Raw genomic sequence first — 19,036 nt, 5'->3', positions numbered from 1 at the left:
CTTGATCAGCTTAATTTATCTCCGCCCAGCACCCCGCTGTCTACAAGTGTTTGCCGAAGTTCTTTGTATTCGGGGTCTGTCCAAAATGCGTCTGATTGCACAAGTTCTGCCGCATCTTTTCTAGCGGTTTCCAGCGCTCTGTAGTCATGAACCATATCTGCTACTTTAAATTCAGGCATTCCGCTTTGTTTTTTACCGAAGAAATCGCCGGGTCCTCTTAGTTCTAAGTCCTTTTCAGACAGCTCAAAACCGTCGGTTGTTTCGGACATGATCCGCATCCGCTCTTTCCCCGTTTCTGATTTTGGATCCGCCATTAAAACACAAAATGATTGATGCTCTCCGCGTCCAACCCGGCCTCTGAGCTGATGAAGCTGAGACAGTCCGAAGCGGTCTGCATCATAAATGACCATGATAGTCGCATTCGGTACGTTGACCCCGACTTCAACGACTGTGGTTGAAACGAGAATTTGAACTTCATTTGCTGTAAAGTCTCTCATCACCTGATCTTTTTCGTCACTCGCCAGTTTCCCGTGCATTAAGCCGATCGACCACTTACCGCGGTAAGCCTCTGTCAGCATACTGTGGACATCGATCGCATTTTGCACATCCAGCTTGTCTGATTCTTCTATGAGCGGACAAATAATATACGCCTGTCTTCCTTTTCTCAGCTCTTTATCCACAAATGCAAGAATCCTCTCAAGCATGTCATGCTTGACCCAATACGTTTCGATCTGTTTTCTGCCGGCTGGTAATTCATCAATGACGGATACGTCCATTTCTCCAAAGACAGTGATTGCAAGTGTTCGCGGAATAGGTGTGGCAGTCATAAACAAGACATCTGGGTCCTGCCCTTTACTTCTTAGTTTTTTTCGCTGTTCTACGCCAAACCGGTGCTGCTCATCTGTGATAACAAGACCGAGCTGCTGAAATTCGACTTCGTCTTGAATGAGCGCATGCGTACCGACTAATATATCAATCTCGCCCTCTTTTAGACGTTCCAGCAATTCTCTGCGGCGCTTTCCTTTCACAGAGCTTGTCAGAAGGGCGATATTCAGTCCCCATTTTTCAAACAGCTGGTAAAGTGAATCTGCATGCTGTTCTGCCAAAATCTCTGTTGGGACCATCAATGCACCTTGATAGCCGGATAAATGAGCGGCATAAAGCGCAATGGCTGCAACAGCTGTTTTCCCTGAGCCTACATCCCCTTGAAGCAGACGGTTCATCCGGTACGGGGATGCCATATCAGACATAATTTCATCAAGCACTCTTGATTGTGCCTTTGTCAGCGGAAATGGCAGGCTGTGAACAAACTCAAAAACAGCCTCTTTGGAAAACGGATGCTGGATGCCTGATGTTTTTTCTCGCTCTTTCTTTCTGATTGCCTGCATCTTCAATTGAAAGATGAGAAATTCCTCGTACACAAAGCGGCGTCTTGCTTGCTTGAGCGAGTCTCTTGTTTCTGGTAGATGAATGGTTTTTAACGCTTCCTGATAGGACATGAGTTTATAGGCAAAGGCAAGCTGCTTTGGCAGTGGATCTTCGGCTTTGTCTACATAAAGTGACAGGGCTTGTTTTACAAAACGCCTCATCATCTTCACGGTTACATTTTCTTTTACTGAATAAACAGGCTCTATACTGCCATCTTGCTCGTGCGTCCCTTTTTTAAATTCCTGCACCATGATGGATTGACGGTTTTTATCCCATTTCCCAGTGACGGATACTGTATCACCTAAAACAAGGCTTCGTTTTAAATAAGGGCGATTGAAGCAAATCGCTGTGATGAGAAAACGCCCGACAAGCAGCCTGAATGTCAGCCTGCTTCGTTTTTTTCCATAATAGGTGAGGACGGGCTCACTGTGCACTTTCCCTTCAATTGTGACACGTTCATCATGCTTAACTTCTTCTAAATTACGAAGCTCATAGTCGTCATATCGATAAGGAAAATAGCCAAGCAAATCGGCTACTGTATAGATTCCAAGTTCATTGAGTGTTTTTTCGGTTTCTTCTCCAATCCCTTTGAGGACAGAGACATTATCTTGCAGTTTCTGTATCACGAGATGAGGTCACACCTCCGAAAATCTTCTTTTCAAGCTCTCTTGCTGTCGGTGTTGCAGCAAGTCCGCCTTGTGCTGTTTCACGAAGTGCCGTTGGCATGGTTTGACCGATTTTATACATCGCATCAATGACTTCATCACATGGAATACGGCTTGTGATGCCGGCAAGTGCCATATCTGCTGCGATCATCGCATTTGATGCACCCATTGCGTTTCGTTTTACGCACGGTACCTCGACAAGTCCAGCTACTGGGTCACAAACAAGTCCAAGCATATTTTTCAGTGTAATCGCCATCGCTTCAGCAGATTGCTGAGGTGTACCGCCTGCCATTTCGACAATGGCTGCTGCCGCCATACCTGATGCTGAACCTACCTCTGCCTGACAGCCGCCTGCTGCACCAGAGATGCTCGCATTATTGGCCACAACAAAGCCAAATGCGCCAGAGGTGAATAGGAATCTGACCATTTGTTCCTTAGTTGGCTTTAATGTTTCTTTTACTGCAAATAACGTACCCGGCACAACACCTGCTGAGCCTGCTGTAGGCGTTGCACAAATCGTCCCCATTGCGGCATTGACTTCATTCGTTGCCACTGCCTTACTGACAGCATCTAATATTGTATGTCCAGACAGCGTTTTGCCTGATGCGATATATGCTTGAAGCTTGACCGCATCTCCGCCTGTTAAACCTGATAATGATTTCACACCTTTCAGCCCGTTTTCTACGGCCTGTTCCATCACTTCTAGGTTGCGGTACATCTGGGAGAAAATATCTTCACGTGACTTCCCTGTCACTTCCATTTCTTGCGCGATCATTATTTCTGAAATGGAGGTATTCCGTTCTTCTGTTAGCTGCACGAGTTCTTTGACGTTTTTAAACATCATTCATAACCTCCTTGTTGTTACTCTGCAATTTGTGTGACTTGAATAATGTTTGGCAGCGTTTCAAGCTCTGATAGGACAGCTGGGTCAATATTTTGATCCACTTCGATGGTCATCAGAGCCTCTTGCCCGACATCTTTACGTGCCACTTCCATATGACCGATGTTGATGGCGAATTTCGCTAACACATTGGCCACTGCTGCAATCGTGCCGTAGCGATCGTTATGAACCACAAGAATGGCAGGATGATTTCCTGAAAGCCTGAGCTCAAAGCCATTCAGTTCAGTGATTTCAATTTTACCACCGCCGATGGAAATCCCGATTAATTCAAGCTTTCCATTTGCATCTGATATCTCTACTTTTGCTGTATTCGGATGCGCTGGCACCGCATCTTCTTCTTTAAATTCAATGTCGATCTCTTTGCTTTTTGCAATATCAATCGCTGTTTTGATGCGTTCATCAAATGTATCAAAGTCAAGAACACCGCCGATAATGGCGACATCTGTACCGTGTCCTTTATACGTATCTTTAAAAGAGCCATAAAATGAAACGACAATTTGTTTCGGTTCTCTTCCAAATAAGCTGCGAGCCACTCTTCCTATACGAGCCGCACCCGCTGTGTGCGAACTTGATGGACCAATCATGACGGGTCCAATAATATCAAACACACTTCTAAATTTCATAGGTCTTCCCCTCTCATAACCACTCACATATTGGTTTGGTTCTTTCTTTAGACTAATGGATTCATTCGTTTCCCGCAACTCATTTCACCGTTGAATCACTAGTAAAAAATTGCAAAAGAAGAAGAAGGGCTTTATTTGCCCTTCTTTCGTTATTCAACAGCCAAAATATATGAATAAAGCGGCTGTTTTCCATCGTGGACTTCAACTTCTACCTCTTCAAATGTTTCTTCAATAAAGGCTTCTAACGCATCCATCTCTTCAGATGATGCATCTTCCCCTTTAATGATCGTGACAATCTCATCATCTTCTGTCACCATTTTGGTCAAAAGCTCTTTTGCTGCATCTAATTGATTTTTCGCGGTTAAGGTAATTTTCCCGTTAAAGAGACCCATATAATCGCCTTTGGCAATATCAATACCATCAATTTGGGTATCTCTTACTGCAAAGGTAATTTGGCCGCTTTTCACGTGGTCAATCGCTTCTAGCATCGCTGCTTCGTTGTCTTCATTTGAAGCTGCTTCATTTAGAGAAAGAAGTGCCGACATTCCTTGGGGAACGGTCTTCGTCGGAATGACAACGACCTCACGACTTGAGACAGTTGCCGCCTGTTTCGCTGCCATGACAATATTAGAATTATTAGGTAAGATAAAGACGGTTTCGGCATGTACGCTTTCAATTGCTGTGACAATGTCTTCTGTGCTCGGGTTCATCGTCTGTCCGCCTTCAATGACGACGGAAGCTCCGATACTTTTAAACAAGTCAGCAATTCCTTCTCCCATTGCGACACTGACTACTCCAAAGCGCTGTTTTTCAGCAGCAGGTGCCTTTGGTGCAGCGGGCGCGTGTTCTCTTTCTTCGTTCACAATCGAGCTATGCTGCTCTCTCATATTTTCAATTTTCATATTGATCAGGCTGCCGTAGCGCTGTGCATAGGATAAGACATCTCCAGGCTGCTCTGCATGAATATGAACTTTCGCCAGCGTTTCATCAGACACTACAAGAAGTGAATCTCCGAATTCGCTTAAGTCTTCTCTGAAGGCATTCTCATCAAAGGACTGTTTGTCTTCTTCAAATTTCACCATAAATTCAGTACAATAACCAAATTCGATATCTTCAGTGTTCATATGGCTTTGTGCACTTTTATGATGCTCTGCACTGACAAGTTCTTTTAACGTTGGCAAAGAGGCCGCTTTCAGATGGAGGTCCTCTCCTCTTAATGAAGCAAGGAAACCTTCATATACGCACAGAAGTCCTTTACCCCCACTATCGACAACGCCCACTTCCTTTAAAACAGGAAGCAGATCCGGCGTTCGATCAAGTGATGCTCTCGCTTCCTCAATCGTTAACTCAAGAACGCGGTCAATGTCATTTTCTACCGCTGAAACAGCAACCGCTTTCTTTGCTGCATCCTTTGCAACCGTTAAGATGGTCCCTTCAATCGGTTTCATCACGGCTTTATATGCTGTATCAACACCTGCCTGTAAGGCAAGGGCAAATTCTTTTGCATCAATCGTTTCTTTTTGTTCAATATGTTTACTGAAACCTCTAAAGAGCTGTGAAAGGATCACGCCTGAGTTTCCTCTTGCGCCCATCAATAGCCCTTTTGACAAGGCCACGCCGACCTTCCCAATATGATCGGTATTTGTTTCTTCAACTGCTTTTGCCCCTGAAGTCATCGACAAATTCATATTTGTCCCCGTGTCTCCGTCTGGCACTGGAAAAACATTTAACGCATCAACAATTTGTGCGTTTTGAGAAAGATGGTGAGCACCTGCAAGAATCATTTTTGCAAATGAGCGGCCATCAAGATTTCTAATAGACAATATATTTCCTCCTTACTACGGGTTCGTAACTCTTACTCCTTGTACATAAATGTTGACCGAATCAACAGAAAGTCCAACTGTGTGAGAAATCGTATATTTGACTTTCGTTTGAACATTATGTGCGACTTCTGATATTTTTGTACCGTAGCTGACGATGATGTACATATCAATATGAATGCGGTCTTCTTTTTGACGCACAAGAACACCCCGGCTGAAGTTCTCTTTGCGGAGAATATCCGTCAAGCCGTCCTTGATTTGATTTTTGGACGCCATCCCAACAATACCATAACAATCGATCGCAGCGCCTCCTGCCACCATTGCAATGACTTCATTTGATATATCAATTTGTCCGTATTTCGTTCTAAGTTCAATGGACACATTGGTTCCCCCTTTTTGAGAAATTGCCCTGAGTTATCACTATTTTACTATAAGACCCTTCTTTTTAAAAGAAATCATTCAATCCGACCCAATCCTACTTATACTATAGCCTCGATTTTTTATCAAGATGTCAAGGTATTTTTCTTGAAAGAGGAGTAAACAATCCTTGCAAACCCCTTGAAGCTGTGGTAAATTATTAAAGTATCTTGAGGCATCTCTAAGTACGTATATGAAGAATATGATGATGTTTTCGCAGTTAGGAGGGAAACAAATGGCACGTAAATGCGTTATTACAGGCAGAAAAACAAAAGCTGGGAACAACCGTTCTCACGCAATGAACTCTACAAAACGTACATGGGGCGCGAACCTTCAAAAAGTTCGTATTCTAGTGGACGGTAAGCCTAAAAGAGTATATGTATCAGCTCGAGCTTTGAAATCTGGTAAAGTTGAGCGTGTATAAGCAAGAGTAAACGCCTGCTACAATTAATTGTAGCAGGCGTTTTTATGTGGAAATAAAGGAGATTACTCATTAATCTTTCTTAAATGAACCAAGCATCGCACGGACAATGCCGCCAAGAAATCTAGGCAGTTTGATTGTATAAAATTTCATTTTGTCCCCCTCCTAAAAGTACCGCTTGCAGCACAATTGAGCTTAATCAGCCATCCACATTGATAGGTTGGTCAATCTTTGCTTCTTACCATTATTAATATGCCTTCATGAAAAGAAAAAGTACCATTTGAGTGGATGAGTTCGTTACTAATACATAGTGTGGAACCAGGCTCAATATGACAATTTTTCAGAGGATATTTGAAACCTTTTAATGTCAGCTTTTGAACCGGTGTTCCAAAGGGTAGAAACGACACATATTTTTTATCCTGATCTTCTTTTATTTCGTATGTACCAGGTTCAAACATTTGAATGATATTTTGTTTGTCTACAAGGGTGATATTCTGCTTGTGCTGAATCCCTTTGTAAAGAAGATGGATATTTCCTAGAAAATGATCAGCCCTTCCTCCCGTAATACCGTAGATGTAAATATGTGCTGGATGCTGACTCAATGCCCAGTTCAGTGCAAGCTCTAAATCGGTTTCATCCTTTTCAGCTTGAAATACATTCAGGGCAGGCAATTTTTCTTTCAGCTCCCGAAGCTCTTCTTCTGTCACACTGTCAAAATCACCAAAGGCTTTGGCAGGGATGATGCCTTGCTCTAGTAAGAAGAGGGTTCCACGGTCTACGCCAATCCAGAGAATATCCTTCTGTGATGCTTCATGTTCAAGTGGCGGAATGTATCCAAAAGGACCGCCGGCTACGATATGTATGTGCATGATATACGCTCCTCTCTATATAAAAAGAACCAAAGATCACAATGACTTTGGTTCCTTTCTTTACGCTTCTCGAATTGCCTGGATCGCTGCTGCGCGGTTGTCTTTACTGTATACCGCTGAGCCCGCTACAAGTAAATTAGCGCCTGCTTCTTTGCAATCCTTTGCAGTTTCTACATTGACACCACCGTCTATTTCTATCAGTAAATCGGTTAAGCCCTTTTGTTCACTCAGTGCTTTTACTTCTTTTACCTTCGTGAGAACAGATGGAATAAATGCTTGTCCCCCAAAACCAGGATTTACCGTCATGAATAACACAAGGTCCACATCCTCTAATACATGCTCAATGTGAGAAACAGGTGTGTGAGGATTCAAGACGACCCCTGCTTTTACACCTTGTTCTTTAATGTGCTGTATTGTTCGGTGTAAGTGCGGACAAGCTTCCACATGAACAGAAATAATATCAGCGCCTGCTTTTGCGAATGCAGGAATATACCGGTCTGGCTGCTCAATCATTAAGTGAACATCAAGCGGAAGACGCGTATGCGGTCTGATCGCTTCGACAACATTCGGCCCAAATGTCATATTCGGTACAAAATGACCGTCCATGACATCGATATGAATGTAATCCGCACCGCCTTGTTCCACATCACGGATATCTTTCTCCAAATTGGCAAAATCTGCCGATAAAATGGAAGGGGCAATATAAACCATGATTTAGTACCTCGGCTTTCTGTCTTTGATTTCAGTTAAAAACTCTAAATAATGCTGATAGCGATACTCTCTGATTTGATCATGCTCGACCGCATCTTTTATCGCACAGCCAGGCTCTTTCACGTGCAGGCAGCCTCTAAATTTACAATCTGCACTCCGCTCTCTGATGTCTAAAAAGTATAGACCTAGATCTTCTGCTTCGATCCCAGTAAATTCGAGCGAGCTAAAGCCAGGAGTATCTGCAATGAGCCCGTCTGCTGTTCGAATAAGTTCAACATGCCTTGTCGTATGCTTTCCTCGTCCGAGATGGGATGAGATATCATTTGTTTTCAGCGCCAATTCAGGACTCATCGCATTTAAAAGGGAGGACTTGCCTACACCAGACTGACCGGCAAATACAGTGATCTTATTGTGAAAATGCGGGGTCAGCTTCTCAATGCCATCTCCTTCAATCGTAGAGGTTAAATGAACCTCATAGCCCATTTGCCGATAGTCGTCTGCATATGCCATGATCGTTTCACGCTCTTCGTCTGTTTTCAATAAGTCCATTTTAGTGATGCAGATAATCGGCTCAATATGATTGGCTTCAACAAGCACTAAAAATCTGTCTAAAAGTGATGTGCTAAAGGTTGGTTCTGCTGCTGAGAAAACAAGTACCGCTTGATCGACGTTACTAATAGGCGGACGAACAAGTTCGTTTGTCCGTTCTTTTACTTCTAATAAGTAGCCTTCTTTATCGTTGTCTGCTTGATACACGACATAATCTCCAACAAGAGGTGTGATTTTGTTTTTTCGAAAAATGCCTCTTGCTCTGCACTGAACCACTTTTCCACTTTCTTGTGACTCATCCAGCACATAGTAGAATCCACTTAATGCTTTAATAATTTTGCCCTCAGGCATAAAGTCCCTCCTTTATTCATCATCAGGGTATTCGATCGTTTTAGAGCTTACGACTTTATCATCAACCGTCACTTGATAATATCCTTTTTGACCTGGTTCAATCTTAAACTTAATGGTCCGCTCAGTCGGCGCAGTGATTTTAAAGCTTTCATATGAATCAGAGATGCTATGCTCCGCATCATCAATGGAAATTTGGACATTCATCTCCTGCCCTTCCGTTTCTGGTTCATAAGGGATCGCAATCTTTTCAGTCACCGTTTTGGCTGGTTTTTCCTTCGGTCCAAGAGAGAATGTAATCTTAACCGTATCACCTGGTTTAACAGCAGTTCCTGCTCCTGGTTCCTGCTTCATGACCTCGCCTTTTGGCACATCGTCAGAATGCGCTTCTTTTTCATCAAGCTTTAATCCGTTATCCTCTAAATAATTCGATGCCGCCTGCTTACTATACGTCGTTAAATCACGTAATGTAATATCGGCAGGACCTATGCTGACAGTCAACGTGACTTCTTCATCTGCTGCTACAAGCTCTGTATTCGCTGAAGGATTCTGTTCCATGACAATCCCAGATTCGGTGTCATTATCATTCACTTCCTCCACAACGACCTGTTTAAACCCTTTTTTCTCTAATAATTCTTTTGCTTTATCGACCTTTTCGCCTGTAACATCAGGTAATTCGGTCTTTTCCTTGCCAGTACTTTCGTAAAGCTGAATTTCTGTCCCTTCTTTTACCTTTGTGCCGATTTTCGGATCTGTTTTGACGACAAGCCCTTTTTCAATTTTCTCATCAGCGATCTCAATTGGTTCCGAAGCGACGGTGAACCCAGCTTTCTTCAAGGTATCTTCTGCTTTTTCAACCGTCATGCCAGATACATCCGTGACCTCAACATCTTTTGGAAAAAGCAGCCCTGGAAACACAGTGATGGCTAAAATCGTCGCAGCGGTCAAAATAAATAAGATGGATGCCACAATCCATGGCCATTTTTTTCGTTTCTTTTTCGGCTTTTGTTTCTCTTTTTTCTTCGGTTTTTGAGCCGGGTGGACAGCTGTTTTTTCATTGTCTTGATCGATTAGATGATCTTGAATGATTGGGATCGCTTTCGTTGCTTCATGGTCTTCTTCAATGACAAAGCGTTTTTCTTTTAATCTGGCTGGATCGAAAGCGGTTTTTAAGTCTTTTTGCATTTCAGATGCATCTTCATATCGATAAAATGGATCTTTGGCCATCGCCTTTAAAATGATGTTTTCCACGCTTTGTGGAACAGAAGGATTCCATCTCCTCACAGATGGAGGCTCTGATTGCAAATGCTTCAGTGCGACACTGACAGCCGATTCCCCTTCAAATGGCATGCGTCCTGAGATGAGTTCATAAAGCACAATCCCAAGCGAATAGATGTCTGACTTTTTCGTTGCAAGACCTCCGCGTGCTTGTTCTGGAGACAAATAGTGCACGGAGCCTAGGACAGAATTTGTATGGGTAATGGTCGCTGAGCTGAGTGCCATGGCAATCCCAAAATCAGTGACTTTGATATTCCCCATATTGTCTATTAATATATTGTGAGGCTTAATGTCACGGTGGACGAGCTGTTTCGCATGGGCTTCTTCCATCGCCGCAACGACTTGCTCCATGATGCGAACGGCTTCTTTCGGATGAAGCGGGCCATTGGCGTGTATGTATTCTTTCAGCGTCATCCCCTCGACATATTCCATCACAATATAATAAATATCATCTTCTTCCCCTACATCGTAGATGCTGACAATATTCGAATGATCTAAGCTTGCAGCTGATTGCGCTTCCCGTCGGAATCGTCTAATAAAATCATCATCGCTCGCAAAGTCAAACCGCAAAATTTTAATCGCTACTTCGCGATCTAAAATCATATCCTCCGCCAAATAGACGTTTGCCATTCCGCCTCCGCCTATGACGCGAAGAATCTGATAACGGCCGCTGATCCTTTTTCCGATCAACACTTGCTGTCACCCTCCTCTGGCTGGGAGGAGATTTCTAACAGTACTGCTGTAATGTTATCTTCACCGCCGTTGTCATTCGCTGTTTGAATTAACTCTGTTACTTTTTCCTCTGGTGCGTTCGTTTGCGTTAAAATATGAATCAAATTCTCTTCTTCTACTTTATTCGATAGACCATCTGAGCAAAGCAGGATTTGATCTCCTGGGTCCACTTCAAAGGTGCGTGCATCAATTTGAACACGTTTATCTGTTCCTAATGCTTTCGTGAGCACATTTTTTCTTGGATGATATTCTGCATCCGCTTTTGAAATTTCACCTGTTTTCACAAGTTCATTCACAAGTGAATGATCATCCGTTAATTGGGTCAGCGCTCCTTCTCTTAGCAGGTAGCAGCGGCTGTCTCCAATATGCGCAATTGTGACCGTTTGCAAATGAACGAGCGCACACACAATGGTCGTCCCCATTCCTTGGCACTCCTCATTGTTTTTCGCATGTTCATATACTTGGTCATTAATGTCACTGATTTTTGAGATTAACCAGCTTTCTTGATCGGCTGGCTTTTCTGGAATTGAAGATGTTTTTTCCCAGTATTCTTTCAAAGAAGAGACTGCCATCTTGCTGGCGACATCACCAGCAAGATGACCTCCCATGCCGTCTGCTACAACAGCGAGAAGTGAGTCTTCTTTTGCTTCAAAAATACCTGCATCATCTTCATTATGCTGACGGACTTTTCCTGTATCGGTTAGAAAGGCTGCCCTTATCAACATTCGTCACCTCGTCTCTTCCTGACGCTCCTTCGCTCTTAGCTGACCGCAAGCAGCATCAATGTCATGGCCTTGCTCTCGTCTAATCGTTACGTTTACGCCGCGTTCTTTCAGCGTTTTTTCAAATAGGAAGATTTGTTCTCTAGGTGTTCTCACATAATCTCTCTCTGGTACATAGTTCACCGGAATGAGGTTTACGTGGCACTTGATTCCTTTTAAAAGGTCTGCAAGTTCTTCCGCATGGTGAACTTGATCATTTACTCCGCCAAACAGGCCGTATTCAAAGCTGACACGTCTACCCGTCTTTTGAATGTAGTATTCAATGGCTTCCATTAATTTTGGCAGCTTATATGCCTTATTGATCGGCATCAGGCGGCTTCTGATCTCTGTGTTCGGTGCGTGCAGAGATACAGCAAAGTTGATTTGCATTTGCTCATCAGCGAATTGATAAATCTTTGGAATGATTCCGCTTGTCGAAACTGTAATATGACGTGCACCAATATTTAAGCCGTTGTCATGGTTGATGATTTTAAGGAAGGCAAGCATTTCTTCAAAGTTATCAAACGGTTCGCCAATTCCCATGATGACAACAGAGCTGACTCTCTCATCTGTTTCGTCAAGTGCCTGCTGCACTTTTAATACTTGTGCAACGATTTCTCCCGCTTCAAGGTTTCGTTTTAAACCGCCAAGTGTAGATGCACAGAATGTACAGCCAATTCTACAGCCAACCTGAGTCGTGACACAGACAGAGTTTCCATATTCGTGACGCATAAGCACTGTTTCAATTGTATAGCCATCATGCAGTTCAAATAAAAACTTGATCGTTCCGTCCTGAGACGTTTGTTTGATCACGGTTTTTAAAGTTGTGATTGTAAATTGATCTTTTAATTTTTCTCTTAAATCTTTGGAGAGGTTAGACATTTCATCAAAGGATGTCACACGTTTCTCATAAAGCCACTCAAAAATTTGAGCTGCGCGGAAAGGCTTTTCGTCTTGTTCTTTTAACCATTCTTTCATTTCGTGAAGCTCAAATGAATAAATCGACGGCATATCTGTTTTCAGTTCTTTTCTTACTTTTTGTTCTGTCATTTTTTATCCCTTCTTTCTCATGCTGCAAATAAAGAAACCATCTGTTCCGAAATAATGAGGAAGAATTTGTACACTTCCGTTTTGAACAAACGGAGCAACCTGCTCAGGCAGCCGTTCATTAAGAGATAGATCGGGTTCGAAGTCTTGGTGTTCTTGTAAAAACGCATGAATCACTTGTTGATTTTCTGTTGGGTCCATTGTACATGTACTATATACAAGGGATCCGCCAGGCTTTAAAAGCGGAGCTGCTTCTTTTAAGATTGCCTGCTGAATAGCAGCAAGCCTTGCTGAGTCTTCTGGAGACTTAGTATATTTCATATCTGGTTTTCGTCTGATGACGCCAAAACCAGAACACGGCGCATCAATCAGAATACGGTCAAATGAAGCTTCGCTGTAATAGTCTTTCGCTTTCCTCGCATCAAGCGCTTTTGCCTCAATCTGAGTAAGGTTCAGGCGTTTTGCTGCTTGTTTGATGAGTTTCACTTTGTGTTCATGTAAATCAAGTGAAACAATTTGTCCTTCGTCGTTCATACGCTCTGCGATATGTGTTGATTTTCCGCCTGGAGCCGCACAGGCGTCAAGCACTGTTTCTCCCGGCTGAGGGTCTAGTGCTCTTGCGACAAGCATTGAGCTTTCATCTTGAATGGTCACATAGCCTTCTTGAAAAGAAGGGGTTGAAACGATGGACCCTTTCATCAGCTTGAGTGCATCTTCAGATAAGTCGCCGAGCTCCGTTTCGATTCCGGCATCCAGCAGTTCTTGCTGCAATGCCGCGCGGCCGGTTTTCATTCGATTGACACGGAGGGTTTGCTTTGGCGGTACTAAATGAATGCGGCACATGCTTTCTGCCGCTTCAAATCCGTACGACTGAACCCATTCCTGCACGAGCCATAATGGGTGGCTTGTCTCAATTGAAAGCCGCTTGACCGGATCTTTGATGTCATCAAAAGCCGGAACACCTTCTCTTTGCACGGAACGAAGAACGCCGTTCACAAGTGAAGAAATGCCCTTGTGCCCTCTCTTTTTCGTTAGCTCAACTGCTTCATGGATGGCTGCACGGTCTGGAATCTTTTCAAGGTAGACCATTTGATAAAGAGACATTCGCAAAAGCTGCATGACCCATGGAGCCACCTTTTGCGGTTTTTTCACAAATGGCGCCAGCATATAATCTAATGCCAGCTTATTTTGCAGTGTACCGTACACAAGCTCTGTTAAGAGCGGTTTGTCCTGATCTGCCAAGTCTTTGTCTTTCATGACTGACTGCAAAAGCAAATTACTGTAAGCTTGGTTTTGTTCAAGTTTGATTAAAGCGTCCAGCGCTACTTCTCTCACATTACTTTTCTTCATTCATTAACCCTAATTTCTGTCCAATTTCGATATTTGCGCCTCTTAAGAAGTCTTCGCCGCTCATTTTTTTCTTACCAGCTGGCTGCACACCTGTTAATAAAAGGCCTTGCTTATTCCCAGTTCCAATGACCGGACCTTCTTTTTGAAGCTCAATCACTTTCCCAGGTTCTTCTTGCACTTGAAGTGGAACTTTTTTCGCTTCCCATACTTTTAGATGAGCCCCGTTCCATTCAGTATAGGCAACTGGCCATGGATTTAAGCCGCGAACTTGGTTGTAAAGCTCTTCTCCGGTCTTTGTCCAGTCTAACCTTTCTTGCTCTCGCTTTATATTAGGTGCGTAGGTTGCCGCTTCTTCATTTTGCGGAATTGGAGAAATAGATCCGCTCAGAACATTTGGCACAGTATCTTTCAGCAATGCGGCGCCTGCTACACTTAATTTGTCATGTAATGTACCGACATTGTCTAATTCGTCGATTTCTACTTCTACTTTACTGATCATGTCCCCTGCATCGAGTCGTTCCACCATGTACATGATGGTGACGCCTGTTTTCTTTTTACCTTGAAGGATCGCATAATGGATCGGCGCGCCGCCTCTTAGTTCTGGCAGCAGTGAGGCATGAACATTGATACAGCCAAACTGAGGTTCATCCAGTAATCGTTTTGGTAGAATTTGTCCAAATGCCGCCGTTACAATTAAATCGGGCTTTAATGAAAGCACTTTATCAATTTCTTCATCAAGACGCACCTTTTCAGGCTGCAGTACAGGAATGCCGTGCTTTAAGGCTTCTACTTTCACAGGAGGCGGTGTGAGTACTCGTTTTCTGCCTTTTGGGCGATCTGGCTGCGTGACGACCCCGACAACTTCGTATCCTTCTGTTATGAGTGTTTGCAGCACAGGTACTGAGAAATCAGGGGTTCCCATAAATACAATACGTGCCATTTTCTTCACCCTTCCATTTCCGCAAGTTCTTTTTCTGTATAGGTTTGAATGATTTTCGACGTGAATAATATACCGTCTAAATGATCAATTTCGTGCAATAAGGCTCTTGCTAAAAATCCTTCTGCTTCTATTGTAAATGGTTTGCCTTTCTTATCAAAGGCTTTTACCTTCACATAGCTCGGTCTTTCTACTGTGCCGTATAAAGATGGAAAGCTCAGGCAGCCTTCAATATCTGTTTGACTTCCTTTCACTTCAAGAACCTCGGGATTCACTAAATCAATTCTGCCAGGTTCCTCTCCGATATCGACAACAGCCATTCTTTGTGAAATGCCGATTTGTGGTGCTGCTAGTCCGACTCCATCTAGCTCAAGCATTGTATCATACATATCATCAAGCAGTTTTTTGAGCTTTTTATCGAACGTATCAACAGGCTCTGCCTTTTGTTCAAGTACTTCTGCCGGATGTATGACTATTGGTTTTACTGCCACTTAAAGCCCTCCGTTTTACATCATCATATATGGATTCATATCTATTGAAATCATCAATTGTTTTTGTTCCATTTCCTTTTGATAATGATCTTGTATTTTCCGTAGTAAACTTGCCAGTTCATTTTCCCTTTTGTATTTTATCACGCATTGATATCGATATCTATCTTTGATCTTAGCGATTGGTGATGCAGCCGGACCAAGGATTCTTGTATTCGGTGCACAGTTCATTTTTAGGAACTGGACAATTTGATCAGTGACATGCGCTGCCTTCGTCACTTCCTCGTGTGATACCGTCACCATTGCCAAATAGTAATACGGCGGATAGGACTGGTGGCGGCGATGCAGCATCTCCTGTTCATAAAAGGCTTCATAGTCATGCTGCTTCGTTAATTCAATACTATAGTGAGAAGGCGTATACGATTGAATGATCACAGAACCCGCTTTTTCATGACGTCCTGCCCTGCCGCTGACCTGCGTGAGAAGCTGAAATGTTTTTTCACTTGAACGAAAATCAGGAATATGAAGAGACGTATCCGCACTGAGAACACCAACAAGTGTGACATCTGGGAAATCTAGCCCTTTTGCTATCATTTGCGTCCCGAGCAAAATGTCCGCTTCTTTATTGCCAAAAGACGTGAGGAGCTTTTCGTGAGCACCTTTACGAGACGTTGTATCTACATCCATTCGGATCACTCTTGCCTCAGGCAGTACTTTTGTGAGCTCTTCTTCTACACGCTGCGTACCCGTCCCAAAATAGCGAATATGCTCACTATGGCATTCTGGACATTCAGCAGGCACCGGTGCTTCGTGCCCACAATAATGGCATTTCAGCCGTTTTTGATAGCGGTGATAGGTGAGAGAAATTTCGCAATGAGGACATTGCTCCACATATCCGCAATCACGGCACATCACAAAGGATGAATAGCCCCTTTTATTCAGAAATAAGACGGCTTGTTCTTTTCTTTCAAGCACTTCCTTTAATCTGAGCATTAATTCTTCTGAAAACATGGACCTGTTGCCATTTCTCAATTCTTCTCTCATATCAATTAACGAAACGTGCGGCAGCTGCTGCTGGTTGACGCGATGTTTAAGCGTCAGCAATGTAAACACGCCTTTTTTCGCACGCGCGTAGGTTTCAAGTGAAGGGGTTGCACTGCCTAAAACGACTGGGCATCGATGCCTTCTGGCTCGTTCAATGGCGACATCCTTGGCATGATAACGAGGCATTTCTTCTTGTTTATAAGAAGATTCATGCTCTTCATCTATGATAATCATGCCTAGATTTTCAAATGGAGCGAAAACAGCAGATCTCGCGCCCACGACAAGCTTGACTTCCTTGCGGTGGATTTTCCGCCATTCATCATATTTTTCCCCTGTCGATAAGCCGCTGTGAAGTACAGCCACATTTGAGCCGAACCGTTCTTTAAACCGCTGAACCATTTGAGGGGTTAACGAGATTTCAGGAACGAGGACGATCGCTTCTTTTCCTTTTTGAAGGGCATGATCAATCGTCTGCAAGTATATTTCCGTTTTACCGCTTCCTGTCACCCCGTGCAGCAGAAAGGTTTCATGCCGGTCATCACTGACTGCTTGATGAATATGTTTTGCCGCTTCTGCTTGTTCTGGCATGAGATCAAGTGAAGCAGATGGTGTAAACGCCCGGTCACGATAAGGATCACGGTAGACCTCTTCATAGCTTTCTGTTAGCAGCCCTTCTTGAATAAAGGTTTTAAGCGTTTGAGAACTCGCGCCTGTTTGCTGCTGCAAGTCTTTCGCTAAAAAGGTCGTCTCACTCGCTTGAAGCAAAAAGGAGAGCAGTGCCTTTTGTTTCACCGCATTTTTCTTAAGCTGCTGTTGTTTTTCTTCAAGCTTATCTTTCGATACAGCTAGATGGAGCATGCGCACCTTTTTCTTTCCAGATTTTTGCGAGACGTGATACCTTACCTCTAGATGACCTTTTTGGACATGCTTTTGAATCTGTTTTAGTTGTTCGGCCGGGATGTCATCGTAAAGGATGCTATCTCGCTGACCGAAAAGCTCTTTCAATGACTGCGGAAGTTCTTCATCTGACAGCACCTGAATTTCTTTTTCATACTTCGCCTTCATGGCTGCAGGCAGCATCGATTGAAGTGCCGTAATGTGATAGGACAATGTTTTTTCCGTCAGCCAGTGGGAAAGCTCCAATAGCTCATCTGTCAGAACAGGTGATAAATCAAATAAATCGACAATGTCCTTGATGTTTCCTGTCTTTATGTCTGTTTCGTCTTTGACTTTTGTCACAAACCCTTGAATCTTCCTTGGGCCAAAGGGAACGACCACCCTCATTCCCGCTTTGACGAGATCTTTGAATCGATCTGGTACACGGTAATCGAATGGCCGGTCAATGGCTTTCGTTGTGACATCCACGATGACTTCAGCAATCATGCTCGATCACGCTCTTTTGGCAACAGCTGTTTTGCCTCCTTTAAGATTTCAAAAGCGAGGTCTTTTTTGCTCATCATCGGCAGCTCTTTTGTTGTACCATCTGCTTTGATGATTGCTGCTACATTTGTGTCTGTGCCAAAGCCTGCACCTTCTTTTGTGACGTTGTTGGCCACAATCATATCTAAATGCTTGGATTCGATTTTCTTTTTCGCGTAATATTCTACATCCTGCGTTTCAGCTGCAAAACCGACAAGCACTTGATGCTCTTTTCTTTTCCCCAGCTCTTTTAAAATATCTTTTGTCCGGGTGAATTCAATCTCTAAGGCGCCGTCCTGTTTTTTCATTTTATGAGGATATGATGTCACAGGGGTATAGTCGGCGACCGCTGCTGATTTAATGACAAGGTCCGCTTCCTCGTACACATCTAATACGGCTTGATACATGTCCTCTGCCGATTCAACGTGCACCACATGTACATGGTCAGGTGCCGTTAAAGAAACAGGTCCTGAAATGAGCGTGACATCAGCCCCCATTTGCTGCGCAGCCTCTGCAATCGCATAGCCCATTTTTCCTGACGATCGATTTGTAAAGAAACGCACAGGATCGATGACTTCTCGTGTAGGACCTGCTGTCACCACGACTTTTTTACCTGAAAGCGGTAAGCTTTTTGGCTCTTCAAAAAATGCACGGATGTGCTCAACAATTTTTTCGGGCTCCTCTAACCGCCCTTTTCCAATGTAGCCGCAGGCTAAATAACCTTCACTCGGCTCAATAAACCGGTAGCCGTCCTCATATAATGTGCGAATGTTCCGCTTTACAGCCGGGTGATCATACATATGCACATTCATTGCTGGTGCGATCCATACAGGAGCGGTTGAAGCAAGTAAGGTCGTCGTGAGCATATCATCTGCAAGCCCTGCCGCCATTTTACCAATCGTATGTGCTGTTGCAGGGGCAACAAGAATGAGATCGGCCCAGTCAGCTACGTCAATATGCGCAATGACTTTTGGATTGTTTTCTTTAAATGTATCCACATACACCTCATGTCGAGACAGAGCTTGGAAGGTAAGCGGAGACACAAACTCACGGGCAGATTCCGTCATAATCACTCTTACATTTGCGCCCGCCTGTACGAGTTTACTAGTAAGAGCAGCTGCTTTATATACGGCGATTCCTCCGCTGACGCCGAGCAAAATATTTTTTGACTGTAACATTTGTTTGTCCCCCTTAACGGCCTTTTTCACAAATTCGTCTACAATTCAAA

The 19,036-nt window shown here is 43.6% G+C and carries 18 protein-coding genes; 1 reads left to right on the top strand and 17 read right to left on the bottom strand.

Annotation, left to right across the window (positions count from 1 at the left end):
* Positions 1–5: 5 nt before the first annotated feature.
* The 5 genes from recG to C6344_RS03280 form a co-directional block, all read right to left on the bottom strand.
* Complete coding sequence (recG, locus tag C6344_RS03300; RefSeq protein ID WP_106072710.1) at positions 6–2,054, bottom strand: ATP-dependent DNA helicase RecG; 2,049 nt, start codon at positions 2,052–2,054, stop codon at positions 6–8.
* A complete protein-coding gene (sdaAA, locus tag C6344_RS03295; protein ID WP_034663849.1) occupies positions 2,032–2,934 on the bottom strand; it encodes an L-serine ammonia-lyase, iron-sulfur-dependent, subunit alpha in 903 nt (300 codons plus the stop codon). Before sdaAA ends, recG begins: the two co-directional genes overlap by 23 nt.
* Before the next feature lie 20 nt (positions 2,935–2,954).
* The gene (sdaAB, locus tag C6344_RS03290; protein ID WP_034662425.1) at positions 2,955–3,617 is read right to left on the bottom strand and encodes an L-serine ammonia-lyase, iron-sulfur-dependent subunit beta; all 663 of its coding nucleotides are present in this window, start codon (positions 3,615–3,617) and stop codon (positions 2,955–2,957) included.
* 149 nt (positions 3,618–3,766) lie between these two features.
* Positions 3,767–5,440, bottom strand: coding sequence for a DAK2 domain-containing protein (locus tag C6344_RS03285; RefSeq protein WP_106072709.1), 1,674 nt, complete (start codon positions 5,438–5,440; stop codon positions 3,767–3,769).
* Positions 5,441–5,455: 15 nt separating this feature from the next.
* Entirely contained in the window at positions 5,456–5,818 is a 363-nt protein-coding gene (locus C6344_RS03280; protein WP_003211680.1) for an Asp23/Gls24 family envelope stress response protein, read from the bottom strand.
* A gap of 271 nt (positions 5,819–6,089) precedes the next feature.
* On the opposite strand from C6344_RS03280, the gene rpmB reads away from it, so the two are divergent.
* Entirely contained in the window at positions 6,090–6,278 is a 189-nt protein-coding gene (rpmB, locus tag C6344_RS03275; RefSeq protein ID WP_003212514.1) for a 50S ribosomal protein L28, read from the top strand.
* A gap of 69 nt (positions 6,279–6,347) precedes the next feature.
* Here the strand turns inward: rpmB and spoVM are convergent, their stop codons facing one another.
* From spoVM to coaBC, 12 genes are all read right to left on the bottom strand, one after another.
* Positions 6,348–6,428, bottom strand: a complete 81-nt coding sequence (gene spoVM / locus C6344_RS03270; protein ID WP_008354550.1) for a stage V sporulation protein SpoVM — start codon at positions 6,426–6,428, stop codon at positions 6,348–6,350.
* A 71-nt stretch (positions 6,429–6,499) separates the two neighbouring features.
* A complete protein-coding gene (locus C6344_RS03265) occupies positions 6,500–7,144 on the bottom strand; it encodes a thiamine diphosphokinase (protein WP_106072708.1) in 645 nt (214 codons plus the stop codon).
* A 60-nt stretch (positions 7,145–7,204) separates the two neighbouring features.
* Complete coding sequence (gene rpe, locus C6344_RS03260; RefSeq protein WP_106038753.1) at positions 7,205–7,855, bottom strand: ribulose-phosphate 3-epimerase; 651 nt, start codon at positions 7,853–7,855, stop codon at positions 7,205–7,207.
* Positions 7,856–7,858: 3 nt separating this feature from the next.
* A complete protein-coding gene (rsgA, locus tag C6344_RS03255) occupies positions 7,859–8,755 on the bottom strand; it encodes a ribosome small subunit-dependent GTPase A (RefSeq protein WP_106072707.1) in 897 nt (298 codons plus the stop codon).
* A 12-nt stretch (positions 8,756–8,767) separates the two neighbouring features.
* Positions 8,768–10,723, bottom strand: a complete 1,956-nt coding sequence (gene pknB / locus C6344_RS03250) for a Stk1 family PASTA domain-containing Ser/Thr kinase (RefSeq protein ID WP_060596223.1) — start codon at positions 10,721–10,723, stop codon at positions 8,768–8,770.
* Entirely contained in the window at positions 10,717–11,487 is a 771-nt protein-coding gene (locus C6344_RS03245; protein ID WP_034662439.1) for a Stp1/IreP family PP2C-type Ser/Thr phosphatase, read from the bottom strand. Before C6344_RS03245 ends, pknB begins: the two co-directional genes overlap by 7 nt.
* Positions 11,488–11,490: 3 nt before the next feature.
* Positions 11,491–12,573, bottom strand: coding sequence for a dual-specificity RNA methyltransferase RlmN (rlmN, locus tag C6344_RS03240; protein ID WP_034662441.1), 1,083 nt, complete (start codon positions 12,571–12,573; stop codon positions 11,491–11,493).
* Positions 12,574–12,576: 3 nt separating this feature from the next.
* Complete coding sequence (rsmB, locus tag C6344_RS03235) at positions 12,577–13,920, bottom strand: 16S rRNA (cytosine(967)-C(5))-methyltransferase RsmB (protein WP_060596222.1); 1,344 nt, start codon at positions 13,918–13,920, stop codon at positions 12,577–12,579.
* On the bottom strand, positions 13,907–14,860 hold the full coding sequence (gene fmt / locus C6344_RS03230; protein ID WP_060596221.1) for a methionyl-tRNA formyltransferase: 954 nt from the start codon (positions 14,858–14,860) through the stop codon (positions 13,907–13,909). Before fmt ends, rsmB begins: the two co-directional genes overlap by 14 nt.
* A 5-nt stretch (positions 14,861–14,865) precedes the next feature.
* Positions 14,866–15,348: a peptide deformylase gene (gene def, locus C6344_RS03225; RefSeq protein WP_034662448.1), complete on the bottom strand. Its 483-nt coding sequence runs from the start codon at positions 15,346–15,348 to the stop codon at positions 14,866–14,868.
* A gap of 15 nt (positions 15,349–15,363) precedes the next feature.
* The gene (gene priA / locus C6344_RS03220; protein ID WP_106072706.1) at positions 15,364–17,772 is read right to left on the bottom strand and encodes a primosomal protein N'; all 2,409 of its coding nucleotides are present in this window, start codon (positions 17,770–17,772) and stop codon (positions 15,364–15,366) included.
* Positions 17,769–18,986: a bifunctional phosphopantothenoylcysteine decarboxylase/phosphopantothenate--cysteine ligase CoaBC gene (gene coaBC, locus C6344_RS03215; RefSeq protein WP_060596219.1), complete on the bottom strand. Its 1,218-nt coding sequence runs from the start codon at positions 18,984–18,986 to the stop codon at positions 17,769–17,771. The genes priA and coaBC overlap by 4 nt, the downstream gene beginning before the upstream one ends.
* Between the last annotated feature and the right edge of the window lie 50 nt (positions 18,987–19,036).

Origin of the sequence: Bacillus sp. GBSW19, assembly GCF_002998655.1 — a bacterium.
Taxonomy (GTDB): domain Bacteria; phylum Bacillota; class Bacilli; order Bacillales; family Bacillaceae; genus Bacillus.
This window is presented reverse-complemented; position numbering and strand designations above follow the sequence as displayed.

Bases quoted from the DNA above. Each gene is read 5' to 3' on its own strand.
- priA (WP_106072706.1), bottom strand. From the start codon at position 17,772: ATGATTGCTGAAGTCATCGTGGATGTCACAACGAAAGCCATTGACCGG.
- rpe (WP_106038753.1), bottom strand. From the start codon at position 7,855: ATGGTTTATATTGCCCCTTCCATTTTATCGGCAGATTTTGCCAATTTG.
- rsmB (WP_060596222.1), bottom strand. From the start codon at position 13,920: ATGAAGAAAAGTAATGTGAGAGAAGTAGCGCTGGACGCTTTAATCAAA.
- sdaAB (WP_034662425.1), bottom strand. From the start codon at position 3,617: ATGAAATTTAGAAGTGTGTTTGATATTATTGGACCCGTCATGATTGGT.
- rsgA (WP_106072707.1), bottom strand. From the start codon at position 8,755: ATGCCTGAGGGCAAAATTATTAAAGCATTAAGTGGATTCTACTATGTG.
- fmt (WP_060596221.1), bottom strand. From the start codon at position 14,860: ATGGCACGTATTGTATTTATGGGAACCCCTGATTTCTCAGTACCTGTG.
- C6344_RS03245 (WP_034662439.1), bottom strand. From the start codon at position 11,487: ATGTTGATAAGGGCAGCCTTTCTAACCGATACAGGAAAAGTCCGTCAG.
- spoVM (WP_008354550.1), bottom strand. From the start codon at position 6,428: ATGAAATTTTATACAATCAAACTGCCTAGATTTCTTGGCGGCATTGTC.
- rlmN (WP_034662441.1), bottom strand. From the start codon at position 12,573: ATGACAGAACAAAAAGTAAGAAAAGAACTGAAAACAGATATGCCGTCG.
- rpmB (WP_003212514.1), top strand. From the start codon at position 6,090: ATGGCACGTAAATGCGTTATTACAGGCAGAAAAACAAAAGCTGGGAAC.
- C6344_RS03265 (WP_106072708.1), bottom strand. From the start codon at position 7,144: ATGCACATACATATCGTAGCCGGCGGTCCTTTTGGATACATTCCGCCA.
- sdaAA (WP_034663849.1), bottom strand. From the start codon at position 2,934: ATGTTTAAAAACGTCAAAGAACTCGTGCAGCTAACAGAAGAACGGAAT.
- coaBC (WP_060596219.1), bottom strand. From the start codon at position 18,986: ATGTTACAGTCAAAAAATATTTTGCTCGGCGTCAGCGGAGGAATCGCC.